The organism is Vreelandella massiliensis, from assembly GCF_900155385.1.
GTDB classification, from domain to species: Bacteria; Pseudomonadota; Gammaproteobacteria; order Pseudomonadales; family Halomonadaceae; genus Vreelandella; species Vreelandella massiliensis.
In genome coordinates, this window is the sequence record NZ_LT699745.1 from 1,057,809 (window position 1) to 1,072,271 (window position 14,463).

Sequence of the window (14,463 nt, forward strand, 5' to 3'; positions counted from 1 at the left end):
AGGCGGTTTTACATTCGTTTGCAACGAAAAGGGTCGTGACGATATGCCGGAAGAGTCCCGCTTAAAGGTCTATTACGATGGCGCCTGCCCTAGCTGTCGGCGCGATCGCGCCCGCTATGAGCAATGGGCGGGGGAGGTCGGTCGTCAGGTGGCGTGGTGCGATCTCAATGAATACCAAGATACCTTGCGCGCCAAAGGTATCGACCCTGAAGCGGCGCTGCTTTCCCTGCACGTGGAAAATGAGCGGGGCGAAATACGCGAAGGGATAGACGCCTATATGGCCTTGATGCGCCGTGTGCCCCGGTTGAAACCGCTTGCGTGGCTGATGGGGCTGCCGGGGCTTAAGCAAGTGCTGCGGTTTTTCTACGATAGCTGGGTAAAAAAGCGGCTCAAGCGCCAAGGGCGCCTACCGGGAGACGAGGGTAAATAGTGGGCAACGGAGAAAAGTAAGGTGGTGTAAGAGGTGAGGGGCGCGGCGCTCTCGGCGCTGCGCCCACGTGGTTAAGGCCTTCGACTTAATCTTGGTAAGGCTTAGCCTCAACGTTATCGGGTTCATGGCGATTGAGGATCTCTTCCGCCTCACGCTGACCAGGGTCGGGAACGATCACCTTGACCACGTTGGTATCCCTATCGAGGAACAGCTTCTCCCGGGGAAAGTCCTTGGAGATAAGCTCGTCATAGGCGTTAACGGCTTTCATGCTGTCGTTGTAAGTCGCGGTAACGGTTTGGGTCATGGCGTCCTCCACTGGCATTGATATTGTAAGAGCTGCTATCCACACAGCCTGGTTGTTAATGGCGGCAGGGAGGCGTGGCCTCCCTGCCTATTTTTAGCGTAGTTCAAGTTGCAAAAGCCTGCCTAAACTCAGCTCTCGTCCTTTTGGTGGTGGTCCCTTTCGGTGACTAAGTCTTTGAGAACCTCACGAATTTCGTCGGTTTCCAAGGTCTCGCGCTCTTCAAGGGCCGAGGCCAGCGCATCCAGCGCCTTGCGATTTTCTTTGAGCAGTTTGCGTCCGCGATCTTCAAGGCTATTGAGCAGTTCGCGGATCTCTTCATCGACAAGACTCGCGGTGGCATCGCCGAAATCGCGCGACTGCGCGATCTCTTTGCCCAAGAAAACATGCTCCTGGCTCTGGGCGAACGTGACAGGGCCGATTCGCCGGTTCATGCCCCAGCGGCCCACCATGCGACGCGCGAGCTGAGTGGCCTGCTGAATATCGTTTTCAGCACCGCTTGAGACTTCGTCAAACACCACCGATTCGGCGAGACGGCCGCCGAACATGACGGTAATCCGATCGCGAAGGTAGGCTTCGCCCATGTTGTAGCGCTCTTCGTTGGGCATCTGGGCGGTTACCCCCAGGGCTTGGCTACGCGGCAGCACCGTTACCTTTTCCAGAGGGTCGGCCTTGGGCAGCAGGTAGGCGAGCAGGGCGTGGCCCGCTTCGTGATAGGCGACGATGTGGCGCTCCTTGTCGGATAGGCCTACGTCCTTGGCTTCGCCCAGTAGCTCGCGGTCGCGGGCATCCGAGAAGCACTCCCAGTCGATTTTCTCCTGTTTGCGCCGGCCTGCCTGCAGGGCGGCCTCGTTAGCTAGGTTGGCGAGATCGGCGCCAGAGAAGCCCACGGTCATCTCGGCAAGGCGCTGGAGATCCACGTCGTCGTCGAGTGGCATGTTGCGGGTATGCACCTCAAGAATCTTCTTGCGGGCATCGCGGTGGGGGTTCTCCAGGGTGACCTTGCGATCAAAACGACCCGGGCGTAGAAGGGCTTTATCCAGCACATCGGGGCGGTTGGTGGCGGCGAGCACGACGACCGACTCATCTTTCTCGAAGCCGTCAAGCTCGGCGAGAATCTGGTTGAGGGTCTGCTCGCGTTCGTCGTGGCCGCCGCCCATGCCCGCGCCGCGTGAACGGCCGATGGAGTCCAGCTCGTCGATAAACACCACCGAGGGCGCCTGCTTCTTGGCTTCTTTGAACAAGTCGCGCACCCGAGAAGCCCCCACGCCAACGAACATCTCGATAAATTCGGAGCCGCTGATGGTGAAGAAGGGTACCCCGGCCTCGCCGGCGACTGCCTTGCCTAGCAAGGTTTTACCCGTACCCGGTGGCCCCATCATCAGCACCCCTCGGGGAATCCGCGCGCCCAGTGAACGGTAGCGATCGGGCTTTTTGAGAAAGTCGATCACCTCGGTGACCTCGCGCTTGGCGTTCTCGGAGCCGGCCACGTCATCGAGGCGGACATCGCTGTCCTCGCTTTGCACCTCGCGGGCTTTGGATTTGCCCATGTTAAGCATGCCGCCACCGCCGGCCATCATGCGCTGCTGCATGCGTCCCCAGAACCAGAACAGAAGCCCCAGAATCAGTATCCAGGGGAGGGCGCTGATGAGCAGTTCTTGCCACCAGGGCGGCTCTATCGGGCGGGCGGATATGTGTACGTCGTGACGCTCTAGGTGCTCAAGCAAGCGGACGCTCTCGATATCCGGGCGCGTGGTTTCGAAGGTGTCGGCTTCGCCCACGTCGAGTGCCTCACGGCCGGACTCGGTAAAGCGCCCCTCAACCGATTGTCCACGCAGCGTTACCTCATTGATGTGGTCGTTTTCCACCGCCTCAATGAAATCGGTGTAGGCCAGGTCGACTTGAACCTGCTGCTCGATGTCCTGCAGGTAGTAGAACACCAATAAAATGGCGAGCGTCATCCAGAGAAACATCACCCATTTATTTGGCTGGGGCGTCTGGGGTGGCTTGCGCACGGAGAAGGGGTCTTTCGAGCGGTTGGCGTTATCCGAAGAGCGGTTGGCATCGTCGGATGAGTGACTTGAGGTAAGGTGTGAAGCAAGGTTGGGTCGGGTCATCGCGAGCTCGCATTAAAAAGTGTGGTGCTTTTCAAGGTGGGCCCATCAGTGGCTGATTGCAAGGTTGCCCCTGAGCCAAGCTCAGGGGGCCTTTCATTTGACGTTGCTACACCAGTCGCCGGGGAATGGTGTAGTTCCAGGTGTTGCAGAAGACACGCTTGCAGCCCTCATAGGCATCCAAGGTGGCGTGGATATAGAAGTTCTCGGTATCCGAGGTGAGCACGGTATACGTCACCGTACTGATCTCCCATTCGCCCCGCTTGAGCGACCTATCCCAACGAGTCTCGCCGCGGATGGATTCGAAGTCGTCATCCCAGGAGCTGTAGCGCTCCTCGGCCCGGGTTTGCACTTCAAGCCCTGAATCCTCAAGCCGTATACGCCCCGCATCGTTAATCACCTCAAGCGTCGAGACATCCTCGGCAAGATCCCGGTGCACGTACCAGTTGTGGTGCGCGGGCTCCAGGCGGGTGGACTCGATGGGGGGCGCGCCTTCCGGCTCTTCGAAGGGGCGCACATCGGTATCCTCGGCTCTTGGCTCGCGCACGGGCAGGTTGAGCGCACTGCCGCGATCTTTGATCGAGAGGCGCACGTGCTCGGGTGATGGCCAAGCCATGGGCCAGTAAGAGGTCGAGAGCGACAGGCGTAGCCTATGCCCTTGGGGGAACACTTGCGCCACGTCGTTGAGCTGTACGCGCACGGAGTAGAACTGCCCGGGCTCCAAAGGCTCGGGATTCTCATGTCCGTTGCGATGGGTCAAATTGAGCAGACCGTAGGTCACCCGGGTGGCCTTGCCATTCGGTGCCACGTCGGAGAGCCGAACGGCGATCATGGCCACCGGCTTATCCGCGGCGATTTCGAGGTTGACCGCTGGCGCACCCATCATCTCAATGTCTTGCTCAAGAGGCAGGGTATCGAAGGTCAGTGCCCCGCCGTCCTCCTCGCGTTGATCGTGGGCAAGGTCGGGGCCGGCGGCATAAGAGCACCACTTACCGGCGTAGAGGCCGCAGCTAAGCGGCGACTGCACGTTCATGATCAGCGGCTCGCTGTCGTCGGCGGGGGCCTCTTTCAGCAGCTGCCCCGGTGCTAAGGGAAGCCGCCAGGTGTGAATATTAGGCGACGGCCAGGCGGGTTCGGTGACCCAGCGGCCCGGCCGCCTGGCATAGCGGGTGGTGGGCGGCACGCTGTCTTGCATCCATACCCGCAGGGCGGGGTCATTCTTCACCCCGGTATCCTTACCTTTGAGCCACTGGTCCCAAAAGCGCAAACACTCCTGCAAAAAGCCGATGGCCGGCCCCGGCTCGCCGATGTGGGGATATTTATGGCTCCAAGGGCCAATCAGCCCCTTGCACGGCCCGGGCAATTTCTCCACCAAGCGCGTGACAGCGTTGGAGTAACCATCGGCCCAGCCGCTGGCGGCGAGCACCGGTACCTTCACCCGGGAGATATCCTCGCATACCGAGCCGTGCTGCCAGTAGGCATCGCGGTGCGGGTGCTCAAGCCAGGTGGCAAGCCAGGGGCGTAGGCCCTCAAGGCGCTCCTGCCACATGGCCCGCCAGCGGTCGCCCACGATGGTGGGGTCTGGCGGCAGAGAGTTGTAGGCGAACATGGTCGACGCCCAGGAGAGGTTGTCACCCAGCATGCAGCCGCCCATGTAGTGGACATCGTCGGTGTAGCGGTCATCTGTCGAGCAGATGGTGACCACCGCCTTGAGCTCGGGGGGCTGACGATAGGCCATTTGCAGGCCGTTGAAGCCACCCCAGGAGATGCCGATCATGCCCGCACTGCCGTCGCACCAGGGCTGGTCGGCAAGCCAGGCCAGGATGTCCTCGCCATCTTGCAGCTCCTGCTCGATGTACTCGTCGTGGAGCACCCCTTCGGAGTCGCCGCTGCCGCGGATATCCACTCGCACCGAGGCGTAGCCGTGGCCGGCGAAGTAGTGATGGTGAATGGCATCGCGCAGGGCCGAGCCATCGCGCAGGCGATAAGGGATGTACTCAAGAATGGCCGGTACCGGCGCTTCATCGGCGCCCTCCGGCAGCCAGATACGGGCATTGAGACGGGTGCCGTCGCGCATGGGTATCCATACCGGATCAATGCACTCCACGGCATGGGGAAACTCGCTCACTACGTTCATGATGTCTCCTCGTCTATCGGGTCGATGTCAAAGGGCAGCATCTCAAGGCAGCGGTCGATATTGTCGTCGAGCTGCGCTTTGTCCTCGCCGCCGATAAAAACCACGGCAAGCTCATAGGAGAAGGAGTCCTGGAAAAGCAAATCGGAGAGGCGGTCGCCTTCTTTTACTTCTAGGTTCACTTTCGTGCCGGGGAATGTCTCTTCCACCTTGCGAATCTCTTCCTCGTTGGGCACCCGCTTGACGATGCCATCTTTCTCAAATACCCGGATCATCTTTTTGGCGGCGATGTTATAGCGCCCTTCGCCTTTAGGCATGCGCGTTTCGATACCCAGTGCCACATCCACCATCACTTGGAAGTGGGGCGCGCCGTCGACCAGCTGGAAGATGGCCGCATGCGAGCGCGACAGCCGTGAATTGACCTCGAGCAGGCGCAGCGTGTCGTTATCGGCGTGGTAGTAGTACTCGATGTTGAACGGCGAGTCGTCGAAGCCGAACTGGCGCATCACCTGGGTGGAAAGCGCTAATATGCGCTCCTGCACTTTCTGCGGCAGCCGTGAAGGGTAGTGGTATTGCATCAGCACCGAGCGGTGTTTCTCGTCGCGCACGGTGTCAATCAGCCCCGCCATGTGTACCTCGCCATTGTGCACGTAGCCCTCGATGGTGCACTGCTCGCCTTGGGAGATAACCTGCTCGGCGATGCAGTGATACCCGGTCACCTTGGCGATCTCCTCGGGTGGATCAGCGTAGGCCATGACCTCTTCAAAGGGCCTTGCGAAGCTGCCGATCTTTTCGCGAATGGTGGGGATGACCTTGCGTAGCTGATCGGCGTTCTCGATCATAAACCCCAGGTGCGAGGAGTGGGCCTTGATGGGCTTGAGCCAGAAGGGGTAGTCAATGTGGATCTGCGCCACCGGGTCGTCGGCAAAAGGGTCCACGGCCTGAAAATCCGGCACGCACTCGGGCACGACCTTGGCTTGCTCGACCCGGCTCCAGTATTTGTGCTCGCACTTGAGCACGGCTTCAAGGCTTGGCCCCGGCAGGTTGAAGCGCTGACGTAGTACCGGCGCCAGGGCGGTGGTGGGAAAGTCCCAGTAGCCGACAATGGCGTCTGGCGCGACCTTGGCGTCGTTGATCTCCTTCACCGCATCCTCCACCAGCTGGTCAAAGTGGTAGTCGCGGGCATAGACCACCTCGTCGAGGGGGAGCAGAGGGTAAAACGTGTAATCATCCACGTACTTGAAGTCGGGAAATAGCCGCTTACCCAGATCGTCATAACCGATCACGAATACATTCCAGCTCATGGGAGTGCCTCCTTTGGACTCGCTTCTAAACAAAAGGTGGTTGATGAGCGTAAATGCATCAAGTCGTGTCGCGAGATGGCGATACACCGCAGCGCTGATAGCCTGCTAGAGTGTAAGGTGGAAGCTTGAACTGACTCGTTTCACCGCCGTTTCAAGGAGACCACATGGACGATGATGCGTTGGTTCCCTACGACTTTCACTGCCCCTATTGCGACAGCCCTTTGACCTTTCTGATCGACACCTCGCAGGGCAGTCACGTCACCTGGGAGGACTGCCATCAGTGCTGCGCGCCGATTCAAGTCGCCGTCGATATTTCACCGGTTAGCGGTGAACTGGAGAGCGTGCGTACTGGCAGCGATGACGATGTGCTCTAATCATGACAACCGGTATGCCGTTCGCTAGCGGTATTACCTAAGCGTATCGACAAAAAAGCCGCGCCCTCTCAGGGCGCGGCGCCTTCTTAGCCATCGACTCAGCCACCAAACTTTTCATTTTCACCCAAATCGGGGGTGGCATCCTTCTTGATGTTGGCTTTGGCGAACTCATAAATCTGGAAGGCCTTGCTCTTCTTCGCTTTCCAGTGCTCGCCCATCTGTACCTTGACTTCCAGCATCGCCACGTCGGGGTCGTCCTTGCCTTCGGGGAACCAGGCGGCGATGAAAGGGTTCCAGTATTTCTCGATCAACTCCTGGTCATCGGTGACGTTGGCCGTGCCCGAGAGCGACACGTAAACCCCCTCTTCTTGATCGGAGAAGCTGATGCAAACGTCGTGGTCCTGGTGGGTTTCTGAGACTTTTTCGGCGCTGCGGCGAGTGAAGAACCAGAGCGTGCCGTCGTACTCATCCTGAACCAGGTGCATCGGCCGAGCACGTGGCATATCGCCGTCGAGCGTCACCAGCATGCCGACTTTGATGTCCTTGATCATTTGCCAGATTTTCTGCTTATGCTCAGGGCTGGACATGGTTTTAAACTCCTTGAAATACGCCATGGTGAAAATGACGGTGCGAATGTCCTAATGTGCATCTGCCCGTATCAGCCTAGTTACCATGGCCAACATCGGCAAACGCATGATGGCTTAGCCACACAGAGAGCCTTGTTCTGGCGCCAGCCGTGAAAGCTCCTGGACTTTCCACGGCTGGCGCCCCCAAACTGAGGTGACATATCTGCTGGGAGTGTCTGGCTTATGCGCGTTTTTACCAATCCGGTCGGTTCCGGTTCACTCTGGTTTGATAACCTCGTGACCGCCGATGGTTTCCCGGTTGCTTACGACCCACAGGCACGGGCCTTTCTGCCGATGCCGCCTTTCTGCGTCAACCGCGAGGTGATCGGTTGCAACTGGATCGCGCCCGAGCAAGGCGCCTTCTGCCGCTCCTGCGCCATGACCGCGCTGGCCCCGGATCCCGCCATCCAGAACGCGATTCCCAACTGGTCCAAAACCGAAGCCGCCAAGCGCTGGGTGATCGATAACCTAGGGCGCTGGCACTGGTTTCGGCCGGAGGACCCCGGTGCGCCTCCGGTGTTCCACATGCTCGCCGAGGGAGCGACCCCGGTGCCCATGGGCCATGTGGGCGGCGTGGTGACCATCAGCGTGGCCGAGGCCGACCCAGTGCTTCGCACCATTCGTCGCGAGGCGCTGGAAGAGCCTTATCGCACCATGATCGGGCATATGCGTCATGAAATCGCGCACATGCTATGGTGGCGCCTGAGTCTGCGCGACGATTTTCTGGAGGCGTTCAGGGGGATGTTCGGCGATGAGCGCGCGGACTACCCCACCGCCTTGCAGCGCCACTACCACGATGGCCCGCCGCAAGACTGGCGACAGCGCTTTTTAACCACCTACGCTTCTGCTCACCCCCATGAGGATTGGGCGGAAACCACGGCACACCTGCTGCACCTGACCGACATTACCGATAGCTGTGTGGCCGCCGGCCTCTCCACGCCCGAGTTGCCGCATCCCGGCTGGGATGCTTACGCCGAGCCCGATGCCGAGCGCCTGATTCACATCGCTGCCTCGCTGGTGGCCGGGGTCAACCATGTCAATCGCTCCATGGGGCTCTCAGACCTTTACCCCTTCGCGCTGTCCGATGCCGCACTAAAGAAGCTCGCTTTTGTGCATGACTGGCTGCGTCGCGGGGCGCAGGGGCGTTAGGCTGAGACGTCAGCGTACAAACTCTTGGCGGCTTTTGAGACGTCCGGTTAGGGTGGCGCAATAAGCGAACAAGGAGAGTGGCCTGCCATGATGGACAAAACCGCGTTACGTAGCGCCTTGTTCTTGCTGATGCCGCGACTGGCTCGTTTTGCTTGGCGCGTACTGTGCCAGTTCCTAAAAAACCGCGGCATTCTGCTCGCCGGCGGGGTGGGGTACAACATTCTGCTCTCCATCGTGCCGCTCTTCGCGCTGCTGGTGGTGCTATTAACCCAAGTGGTGGATGAGCAGCATCTTCTTAGTGTGCTGTCGGTACAGGTGCGCCATTTGGCCCCGGCTCATGCCGAAGTGCTGCTGGAGTCTGTTCGTGGCCTTTTGGACACCCGCGATGTGATCGGTATCTTGAGTTTTCCCGTGCTGCTGCTCTTTAGCTCCTTCGCCTTTCGCATGCTCGAAGACGCCTTGGCGATTATCTTCCATGCGCCGGAAACCCCGCATATCAAGCGCAGCGCCTGGGTATCGGTGATGCTGCCTTACGCCTTCATGCTGGTGTTAGGGGCGGGGCTGATGGTGTTGACGCTGGTGGTCACCCTGGCCAGTTCGCTCAATACCCTGGTGCTGGCGATTTTCGAACGTGAACTGCCGCTGGCGGGGTTTTCCGAGCCGGTGCTTAATCTGGCCAGTTTTGGCGGGGTTTTCCTTCTCTTCAGCGCCATTTACAAGGTACTGCCGGTGGTGCGCATCGCCTTGCGCCGTGCGGTGGTGGGTGGTTTCGTGGCGGCGCTTTTGTGGGAGGGCGTGCGGCTTTTGCTGGTCTACTATTTCGCTAATCTCTCCTTCGTCAATGCTGTCTACGGCTCTTTGGCGACGCTAGTGGTGGTGCTGCTGAGCCTGGAAGTGGGCGCGATTATTTTGCTACTGGGCGCCCAGGTCATTGCCGAACTAGAGCGCAATACGCGCTTGGGCCTGCCTTGGCATGCCGATCCCAACCACCAGGCGGTTACCCGCGTTGATTAAGCCCCTGTGTCGTTGGGCGCTTCAGCGTCAAACTGTAAGGCCGCTAGGTGACGATAAAGCGAGCTGCACTGGATGAGCTCAGTGTGGGTGCCCGAGGCCACGAGTTGCCCCTCTTTTAGCACTAGCAGACGGTCGGCGCTGATCACGGTGGCCAGGCGATGAGCAATCACGATGCTGGTTCGTCCGACCATCAACCGGTCTATCGCCTTTTGCACCAGACGCTCGCTTTCGGCATCCAGGGCGCTGGTGGCTTCATCCAGCAGCAGCACGGCGGGGTCTTTCAACAGGGCACGGGCAATGGCCAGGCGCTGGCGCTGGCCCCCCGAAAGTTGTACGCCACCCGGCCCAAGGGGAGTGTCAAAGCCTTGAGGCAGGGCGTGGATAAAGTCGAGCGCGCTGGCGTCCCGGGCGGCGGTGCGCAGTGTGTCGATGCTCGCCTCGGGGTCGCCATAGCGCAGGTTATCGGCTACCGAGCCGCTAAATAACACGGGCTCCTGCGCCACCAGCCCCATGGCATTGCGCAGGGCAGCGAGATTCAGCGCACGGATATCCACGCCATCCAAAGTGATGCGCCCCTGGTCCGGGTCGTAGAAGCGCAGTAGCAGCCCTAATAAAGTGCTTTTGCCCGCCCCAGAAGGCCCGACAACGGCGACCCGCTCTCCGGCGCGAATGTTGAGGTCAAAACCGTCGAGCGCTGGCGTGGTACGGCCCGGGTAGGTAAAGCGTACCTTTTCCAGCGTGATCGTGCCTCGGGTGGGCTGTGGCAGTGCTAGCGGTTTAGCGGGAGATTGAATGGTCGGCTGGGTATCCACTAGCTCAAGCAGCCGCTCTGCGGCACCGGCGGCGCGCTGCACATCGCCCGCGACTTCCGCCAGGGTGGCGACCGCCCCCGCCGCCAGCAAAGCGTAAAAGATAAACGCCGTGAGCTCGCCGGGGCTTAAAGTGCCCGCCAGGACCGCTTGTCCGCCTTGCCAGAGCATTACCCCTACTGCACTGAACACCACTAAAAGTGCCACGCCGGTGAGCCAGGCACGCTGGCGCGTACGCGTCACGGCGCTGGCGAATGCCTGTTCGACGCGCTGGCGATAATGGTGTTTATCCACCGCCTCGTGGGAAAAGGCCTGGAGTGTCTGGATGCCGCGAAGCGCCTCTTCGGCGTAGCGACCCAGCTCGGCTACGCGGTCTTGGCTCGTGCGTGAAAGCCGCCGCACCCGGCGCCCGTACCACACAATGGGGAGAAGCGTGGTCGGGATGCCGATCAATACCATGGCCGAGAGCCACGGCTGGGTGATTAACATCAGCGCCACGGCACCCACCAGCATCACCAAGTTGCGCAGTGCTAGGGAGATCGACGAGCCGAACAGGCTTTGCAGCACGCTGGTATCGGCGGTCAGGCGTGACGCGATTTCGCCTGCCGCCCGGCCTTCGCTGGCGCTTTCGAAAAAGCTCGGCTCCAGCGTGAGCAAGTGGTCGAATACCCGCTGGCGTAGGTCAGCGGCCAGGCGTTCGCCAATCCAGGTCACTTGGTAGTAGCGCAGCGCCGAGGCCATGGCCAGCACTGTCACCACGCCCAGCATGAAAGCAAGTAGGTTGGCCAGTGCTTGAGCATCTTCGGCGAGAAAGCCATTATCGATGACCAGACGCAGCCCGTTACCTAGCGCCAGCACGCTACCGGATGCCAGCAGCAAGGCCAGCCCCGCCAGGGCGAGGCGTAGACGATAAGGCTTTAGCAGTGTCGATAACCTGAATAGGACGCGGTGGTTAGGGCGTGGGCTCATGGCGTATCCGCTCTCCTGGCTGGTGCATCGCCTTAATGGGTAATAGCACGTTCGACGCGGTAAAAGCGTAAAAGGTATAAAACCAGCGTCAGTTAGTGCAGAGTCGGATGGTGTAACATAGGGTGCAACAATAGATAGTCCAGCGTCTCAAGGATGGCGTTACGCGCAACGCTCCAATGGCGGCGTCATCTTCTTGATACTCAAGTTTTCTAATTATGATGCGAGATGACCATGCCCACCAAGCCCACACCCCCTTCACAATCAACGCGTTTACCCTGCCGTGGCTGCACGGCCGACTGTAAAAACTACCCGACATGCGAGGGTAAACCTTGGAGATAGTGCGATAGTCGCGGATGGAGGGGGAGGGTAGGCACTCCCCCGACGATGCGATAGGAACAGCTTTTGAGTATTAGCTCTTATTTTTGGAAGCTATCAAATGCTTCAAGTGCTTGGGCAGCGTAGGTAAAAGAGGGGCCGCCTCCCATATAGACACACACGCCTAGCATTTCCATCACCTCTTCACGGGTGGCGCCAAGTTCAGCAACCGCCTTGGCATGAAAGGCGATACAGCCATCGCAGCGGATGCTGATGCCGATAGCCAGTGCCATCAGCTCCTTGTGCTTATGGGATAGCGCGCCTTCCTGGTTGGCCCCCTTTGCCATCTGAGAAAACCCTTTAGTGACATCGGGAATGTTCTTGCCGATCTCCTGCATGAGCGCAGAGAGGTCTTGCGTGGTTTTTTGCCAATCTTTATGCATGAAAAAGGTCCTCAGTTACTTGAGAGTGAGTGCGGGGCTAATTGTAAATTATTATATGCTAAGAGTTAATCGGTATGTTCGGGGTGGTAGGCGTCAGGTGTACGCCTGGAGCAAAGCGAGGAGTTGCTGATGCCCCTCCAGGGCGGCCCACTGAACGGCAGTTCTTCCTTCGCTATCGCTTAGGTAGGGATCTGCGCCATGTACCAAGAGCTTTTGGGCACTGACAATATCATTCTGCTTGGCAGCCCAAATCAGCGCTGTCCAACCAAGAGCATCTTGATGGTTAACGTCTGCGCCTTGAGACAACAAGTAGTCGAGAGAGTCTGGCTCTTTGCTGACCACGGCGATCATCAGCGCCGAATAACCGCTTTCATCCTGGTGCTCCAGGTTTGCGCCCGCCTCATGAAGGCGGCGTAAAATCGCTACTTCGCCGAGTGACGCTGCTTTGATGAGAGGTGACCAGCCACAGCTGTCGTCAAGGTCAAGTTTGGCACCTTGCTGGATAAGCGTATTAACACTTGCCGCATTTCGCTCTTCGACAGCGCGAAATAGTGCTGTTCTGCCCAATGGGTCGCGTTCATCAATATCGTAGCTGAGCCACTGGTAGGCGCTGAAAAATGCAGTCAAGACGATCAGCATGGATACTACCCCACTGGCCAGTGGGTAACGCGAGACAACAGCGAGCGACATTACGTCCTCTCACGGACGAAAAAGCTCAAAGGATGCACCACAAGATAGGCAATAACGGCAGTACCTATGATGGCGCTCACCAGCACGGACCAGTCAACCCAAGTGGCAATATAGCTTAACTGGGAGTGCGTCATGGGGGGTATCCACAGCAGTGCAGACAACCCCACCAGTGCGGCGATAGCCACCGCTGGATAGCAGCGGTACCGGGTGATTTGATAGCCCCGTAAATATGCCACGAAATGTAGCGTAATCAGTACGATGGTGCCGATGGTTAACCACCAGGCGAACGGGGCTAGGGCATACATTAAGATAGTGAGCGTGCTGTAGATGGACATCAGGCTGTTTCTCCTCGGTTAAGCTTGCCCTTCAAGTACGGCGTAATACGCGGGCTGAAGCATGCGGTCTTTCATTACCCAAACGGCCCAGGATTCGTCTTTTGGATCGATAAACGGAAAAGAGGGCATGAAAGCGAAGTTATCCTCATAGCCAAACTCCACTAACATCGCTTTACCAATGCCGGTAATCATGGGGCAGGAGGTGTAGCCACGGTGCCGGGCGGGCGGTTCCTTGCCTTGCATGACAGCGATCAGGTTCTCTTCCACCACCGGTGCTTGCGCCTTGACGCTTGCCGCCGTCTTGTTGATCGGCGCGCCAATCACATCACCGATACCGAAGACTTCGGGATAGTGATTATGCTGTAGCGTGTGAATATCGACATTCAGCCACTCACCGGCATGCGGGCCATCTAGCGCAATCAAGTCACTCTCTTTGACGAAGTCATGCGCACTCATAGGAGGGACGACATGGATGAAGTCGTAATCTCGCGTTACCCGCTCGCCGCTATCGCTATCTTCCAGCAGGAATTCAGCCTGTCTGGCCCGAGGGTCAATGGCCACCAAGCGGTGAAAGTGGCGGCGGTTGACGCCCTGCTGATCAAAGCGTTGTTTAACAAAATCGTTGATCCAGGGCTGGGTGAATAGCACCGAACCTGGCGCCATAAAGTCGACGTCGAAAGCACTTCGGCGGCCACTATTTTCCAAATGAGAAAGCGTGGTGAAGGTCATTTTTAGCGGTGCCCCGGCGCACTTCACCGCCGTTGGCGACATGGTGAATAGCCCCTGCCCGCCGCCGCTATCGATCCAGGACTTTATGGTTTGACGCGTTTTTGCCGCCGCATCAATGCTGGCATAGACGCTGCCAATGCCGTGCTGGCCGACTAACTCAGGCGACATTCCCTCAATTAAGTGGTAGTTCAACTGAAGCCCCGTCGCGACAACCAGGTAGTCATAGTTCAGCCTTTCGCCGTTGGCGAGTTCGACGCGGCGATTCTGCGCATCAATGCCGGCGGCGCGTTCGCGTACCCAGTTGATGCCTTGCGGAACAAATTCTGCGTTGGAGCGCATGGTTTTAGCGGCAGGCCAAACGCCAGAGGCCACCATTGTCCAGCCCGGCTGATAATGGTGGGTTTCACTCGGCTCAATGAGGGTGATGGTGCCGCCACGTAGACGCCGCGCGAGGCGGTTGGCCATCGCCATGCCTGATGCGCCACCACCAATGATGACGATATGTGCTTGAGTATCGACGGTGTTGGCGTATAGCGGGGGCGTCAGTAGGGTGCTGGCACCTACGCCCGCGCTCATTTTAAGCAACTGGCGGCGACTCAGTTTGAAAGTGCGATATGACATGGCGGGACCTCTCATGGCAGCATAATTCTTAAATTATATATTGTTATATGGTTATAATTTTATTCTTATTGCGCGATGACGCCATACACATTTTGTCGCAGTCTGA

The 14,463-nt window shown here is 58.8% G+C and carries 14 protein-coding genes; 4 read left to right on the plus strand and 10 right to left on the minus strand.

What is annotated here, in order from left to right:
* Positions 1-43: 43 nt before the first annotated feature.
* Positions 44-430, plus strand: a complete 387-nt coding sequence (locus tag BQ9846_RS09600; RefSeq protein ID WP_075880754.1) for a thiol-disulfide oxidoreductase DCC family protein — start codon at positions 44-46, stop codon at positions 428-430.
* 85 nt (positions 431-515) lie between these two features.
* On the opposite strand, the gene BQ9846_RS09605 is transcribed toward BQ9846_RS09600, so the two are convergent.
* The 4 genes from BQ9846_RS09605 to BQ9846_RS09620 form a co-directional block, all read right to left on the minus strand.
* Positions 516-734 carry a hypothetical protein gene (locus tag BQ9846_RS09605; protein ID WP_075880755.1) on the minus strand — a complete coding sequence of 73 codons (219 nt, stop codon included), beginning with the start codon at positions 732-734 and terminating at the stop codon, positions 516-518.
* Positions 735-862: 128 nt separating this feature from the next.
* A complete protein-coding gene (gene ftsH, locus BQ9846_RS09610) occupies positions 863-2,848 on the minus strand; it encodes an ATP-dependent zinc metalloprotease FtsH (protein WP_083651547.1) in 1,986 nt (661 codons plus the stop codon).
* Between the two features lie 106 nt (positions 2,849-2,954).
* Positions 2,955-4,982 carry a CocE/NonD family hydrolase gene (locus BQ9846_RS09615; protein WP_075880756.1) on the minus strand — a complete coding sequence of 676 codons (2,028 nt, stop codon included), beginning with the start codon at positions 4,980-4,982 and terminating at the stop codon, positions 2,955-2,957.
* Positions 4,979-6,283, minus strand: coding sequence for an ATP-grasp domain-containing protein (locus BQ9846_RS09620; protein ID WP_075880757.1), 1,305 nt, complete (start codon positions 6,281-6,283; stop codon positions 4,979-4,981). Before BQ9846_RS09620 ends, BQ9846_RS09615 begins: the two co-directional genes overlap by 4 nt.
* A 164-nt stretch (positions 6,284-6,447) precedes the next feature.
* On the opposite strand from BQ9846_RS09620, the gene BQ9846_RS09625 reads away from it, so the two are divergent.
* On the plus strand, positions 6,448-6,657 hold the full coding sequence (locus BQ9846_RS09625) for a zinc ribbon domain-containing protein (RefSeq protein ID WP_075880758.1): 210 nt from the start codon (positions 6,448-6,450) through the stop codon (positions 6,655-6,657).
* A gap of 98 nt (positions 6,658-6,755) precedes the next feature.
* Here BQ9846_RS09625 and BQ9846_RS09630 read toward each other — a convergent pair whose 3' ends face one another.
* Complete coding sequence (locus BQ9846_RS09630; protein WP_075880759.1) at positions 6,756-7,244, minus strand: pyridoxamine 5'-phosphate oxidase family protein; 489 nt, start codon at positions 7,242-7,244, stop codon at positions 6,756-6,758.
* A 222-nt stretch (positions 7,245-7,466) separates the two neighbouring features.
* Here BQ9846_RS09630 and BQ9846_RS09635 point away from each other — a divergent pair, with 222 nt between their 5' ends.
* Positions 7,467-8,432 carry a zinc-binding metallopeptidase family protein gene (locus BQ9846_RS09635; RefSeq protein WP_075880760.1) on the plus strand — a complete coding sequence of 322 codons (966 nt, stop codon included), beginning with the start codon at positions 7,467-7,469 and terminating at the stop codon, positions 8,430-8,432.
* An 87-nt stretch (positions 8,433-8,519) separates the two neighbouring features.
* A complete protein-coding gene (locus tag BQ9846_RS09640) occupies positions 8,520-9,446 on the plus strand; it encodes a YihY/virulence factor BrkB family protein (protein ID WP_075880761.1) in 927 nt (308 codons plus the stop codon).
* Here BQ9846_RS09640 and BQ9846_RS09645 read toward each other — a convergent pair.
* The 5 genes from BQ9846_RS09645 to BQ9846_RS09665 all read right to left on the minus strand — a co-directional run bounded on the left by BQ9846_RS09645 (position 9,443) and on the right by BQ9846_RS09665 (position 14,357).
* Complete coding sequence (locus BQ9846_RS09645; protein ID WP_075880762.1) at positions 9,443-11,224, minus strand: ABC transporter transmembrane domain-containing protein; 1,782 nt, start codon at positions 11,222-11,224, stop codon at positions 9,443-9,445. The two genes, BQ9846_RS09640 and BQ9846_RS09645, sit on opposite strands and share 4 nt — an antisense overlap.
* 416 nt (positions 11,225-11,640) lie before the next feature.
* Complete coding sequence (locus BQ9846_RS09650) at positions 11,641-11,982, minus strand: carboxymuconolactone decarboxylase family protein (RefSeq protein WP_075880763.1); 342 nt, start codon at positions 11,980-11,982, stop codon at positions 11,641-11,643.
* Positions 11,983-12,075: 93 nt separating this feature from the next.
* Positions 12,076-12,672 (minus strand): ankyrin repeat domain-containing protein, encoded by a 597-nt coding sequence (locus BQ9846_RS09655; RefSeq protein ID WP_075880764.1) that lies wholly within the window; start codon positions 12,670-12,672, stop codon positions 12,076-12,078.
* On the minus strand, positions 12,672-13,007 hold the full coding sequence (locus BQ9846_RS09660) for a hypothetical protein (RefSeq protein ID WP_075880092.1): 336 nt from the start codon (positions 13,005-13,007) through the stop codon (positions 12,672-12,674). Before BQ9846_RS09660 ends, BQ9846_RS09655 begins: the two co-directional genes overlap by 1 nt.
* 18 nt (positions 13,008-13,025) lie before the next feature.
* Positions 13,026-14,357, minus strand: a complete 1,332-nt coding sequence (locus BQ9846_RS09665) for an FAD-dependent oxidoreductase (RefSeq protein ID WP_075880765.1) — start codon at positions 14,355-14,357, stop codon at positions 13,026-13,028.
* Positions 14,358-14,463: the final 106 nt, after the last annotated feature.